The organism is Actinomycetes bacterium (genome assembly GCA_036000965.1).
In the GTDB taxonomy this organism is placed as follows: domain Bacteria; phylum Actinomycetota; class CALGFH01; order CALGFH01; family CALGFH01; genus DASYUT01.
Genome location: DASYUT010000091.1, coordinates 1 through 2,814, shown reverse-complemented (window position 1 = coordinate 2,814; position 2,814 = coordinate 1). Strand labels below are relative to the sequence as shown.

The following is a 2,814-nucleotide window of genomic DNA, read 5'->3' as shown; positions in this document are numbered from 1 at the left end:
CGCGGCGTCGCCCGCGACCATCCCGCCTACCGCAACGCGCTGTTCCACCTGCTCACCGCCGAGACCAGCTGCTTCCGCTACTGGGGGCAGGGGATCTGGACCGACTACGGCACCGAGCTGGCCCGCCGCACCGCCGAGATCCTCGCCCACGATCTGTGACACCGAAGCCCCGGGAGGCCGCCATGCCCGACGACGTCGCCTTCGCCCTGGTCCTGAACCTTCACCGAAACGAGAATCCCCGGTGGTTAGGCGGCGGCGGGTTGGAGGGTGACGTGATCGCCGAGGGCCTGGAGCTGGGCGACGGCCCGCTGGCGGGCACGGTCGGCGTCGCGGCGGACAAAGAAGCCGCCGCCAAGCTCGGCATCGTCGCAGTCGCCGTCCAGCAGGTGCCAGGCAATCACCAGGATCGAGTGGCCGACGGCGACCGCCGCCTGCTGCTTGCCGATGCGCCGGGCCAGCCGCCAGGACTGGGCGGCAAGGCAGGTGTCGCGGCTGCGGGCCGCGGCCCAGGCGCACTCGACCAGGACCGCTCCCAGCCAGACGGTGCCCTTGCGGGTCTTGCCCGAGCGGCGTTTGCCACCGGTCACGTTGTTGCCAGGGCAACGGGCTGCCCACCAGGCGAGGTGGGCGGCGGTGGGGAACACCCCCATCTCGATCCCGATCTCGGCGATGCTGCACTCGGCCGCCCGCTTGCCGACCCCGGTGCTGGTGTCCAGGCGGTCACGGGCCTTGGCGAACGGGGCGATGACCCGGTCGACTGCTTGATCCAGCGTGGTGCTGGACCGCTCCAGCTGCTCGACGTCCTCCAGCGCCAGCCGCACCAGCAGCGCGTGATGGGCGCCAACGCGGCCAGCAAGCGCCGCGCGCAGCTCGGGCGGCTTGTTGCGCAGCCGGCCCCGCGCGAGCTCGGCGAGGACCCCTGGGTCGCGCTCACCGGCCAGCAGCGCCCGCAGCATCGCCCGCCCCGACGCCCCGAGCACGTCGGAGGCGACCCAGCCGAGCCGGATCGAGGCGTCCTCCAAGGTCTTGTGGATGCGCTGGGCCTCGGCGGTGTGGGCCTGGATCAGCCGCTTGCGGGAGCGGGTCAGGTTGCGGAGCTCCCGGATGGCCGGTGGCGGCACGAAGCTGCCCCGCAGCAGCCCGTGCTCCACCAGCGCACACAGCCACGCCGCGTCGCAGGCGTCGGTCTTGCGGCCGGGCAGGATCTTGACGTGGCGGGCGTTGCCCGGCAGCAGCTCGACCCCGCGCTCCTCGCAGCACATACCAGATCGGCTTCCAGTACTGGCCGGTCGCCTCCATCACCACCTGGGTGATGCCCTGGTCGGCGAGCCAGTCCGCCAGGGCCGCAAGGCTGGGGCTGAACGTCTTGTCGGTGCGGACCTCCTGGCGACGCCCGCCGCCGCTGCCAGCGGGCACCCGCGTGCAGGCAACGACCTCGTCCTTGCCGACGTCCAGCCCGGCGCAGCGCTGGTAGATCACCGCCACCGTGGACACCTCCTCGTCGTGTCGGTGCGGTGCCCGGCGGGACCAACCGAGTCAACGATGCTGCAACGCGTGCTCACAGCAGACAGTTCGCGGTGCCGGGAAGGTCCCCGCAGCAGTCTGAATCACGGGCTCTCTCGCACCAAGGACCAGCGGGTGGCGATCCCGCAGCCGGCGACGGCCTTGAGGCCGCAGCCGAGGGTGAGGTACGCGGGGCTGCCATCCTCGGCGAGGCGGCCGCGCTCCAGCCAGGTGTAGCCGAGCCGCTCCTGGTAGCGACCGCCGAGCAGGAGGTTCCACTCCATCCGCTTGCCCGGGTCGGCGCCGGGCTCGACCCGGTGGGGGGCCAGCTCGCCGTCCAGCAGGAACGGCAGCATGAGCGCGAGCACCTTGGACTTGCCGGTGCCGTTGTTGCCGCGCAGCAGCAGGTGGCCGTCGCGGAAGCGGAACTCCTCGTCGTCGTGAGGAACAGGTCGACAAGGCCGGCCCGCAGCGGCTGCCATCGTTCATGTCCGGGCAGCGGCAGCCCGCCGGAGCGGTCGCCGGGACGCCGGTCCTCGCCGTCCAGGTGCGGGCGCTGCCCGTTGCCAGCGGCGGTCATCGCGCCGCTCCCAGGCAGGGTTGGAGGACGGGCTCGGCGTAGGCGAAGCGGGCAAGGGCGGGCAGGGCGGTCACCCCGTCGCCGCCGCGGCGCAGCAGGCCGAGGGCCTCCAGCCGGGCGATCGCGAGCCGGCACAGGGCCGCTGCGGCGCCCGGGTCGGCGCTCCCCTTGCGCCAATGCGCCTCGTGCTCGGCGGCCAGTGCCGCCATCCGCGCCTCCAGCGCCGCGACCGGGACCGGCACGCCCGGTGCTCCCCCGCCAGCGCGGCCAGCGCGAGGCAGGCGAGCACGTAGCGGCGGCGGCTGAACGGCGTCCGGGCGGGCTCCGCGAGGGCCGGGCGGGTGCGGTCGTCGAGGCGGCCGGGGAGCTTCCGCAGCCGGGCGAGGCCGGTGTCGACCTGAAGCGATCAGCCGGCGTTGGTGATGAAGGCGTCCTCGTCGACTTCCTGGAGGTCGATGGTGCGCTGCAGGCTGCTCATGAACGCGGCCGCGTTGGCGGCGAGCCCGTCGAGCAGGGTGGACAGCGCGCAGCAGGCTGTGGACTACGGCTGGGTCCGGGGTCTGGGAGCTCGGCCTGCTGACGCAGGCTGGGCAGGCGCACGCGGATGTCCTCGAGCGCGACCGACTGCAGCTCGCCGCGGTTACCGAGCGCCTCGTCGTAGGCGGCCAGCGCCAGCTCGGCCGCCTCGCCCTCGGCGGAGAGCTGGTACAGGTAACGGGTCCGGTAGAAGT

The 2,814-nt window shown here is 73.4% G+C and carries 4 protein-coding genes and 3 pseudogenes; 1 reads left to right on the top strand and 6 read right to left on the bottom strand.

All coding sequences use genetic code 11. From position 1 onward, the window contains the following. Positions 1-159: glycosyl hydrolase family 57 (locus VG276_07315; GenBank protein ID HEV8649203.1), on the top strand; the 159-nt coding region annotated here is incomplete at its 5' end. Between the two features lie 86 nt (positions 160-245). Here the strand turns inward: VG276_07315 and VG276_07310 are convergent. From VG276_07310 to VG276_07285, 6 genes and pseudogenes are all read right to left on the bottom strand, one after another. Further along, positions 246-1,262 carry an IS110 family transposase gene (locus VG276_07310; protein HEV8649202.1) on the bottom strand — a complete coding sequence of 339 codons (1,017 nt, stop codon included), beginning with the start codon at positions 1,260-1,262 and terminating at the stop codon, positions 246-248. Positions 1,263-1,305: 43 nt separating this feature from the next. Next, positions 1,306-1,416, bottom strand: a pseudogene (locus VG276_07305) (hypothetical protein). 224 nt (positions 1,417-1,640) lie between these two features. Next, positions 1,641-2,008, bottom strand: a pseudogene (locus VG276_07300) (hypothetical protein). A gap of 71 nt (positions 2,009-2,079) precedes the next feature. Next, positions 2,080-2,325, bottom strand: coding sequence for a DUF2398 family protein (locus tag VG276_07295; GenBank protein ID HEV8649201.1), 246 nt, complete (start codon positions 2,323-2,325; stop codon positions 2,080-2,082). A 66-nt stretch (positions 2,326-2,391) separates the two neighbouring features. Next, positions 2,392-2,459: pseudogene (locus VG276_07290) on the bottom strand (hypothetical protein). A 98-nt stretch (positions 2,460-2,557) separates the two neighbouring features. After that, the coding region (locus VG276_07285) for a DUF2397 family protein (protein HEV8649200.1) at positions 2,558-2,814 on the bottom strand (257 nt) is incomplete at its 5' end.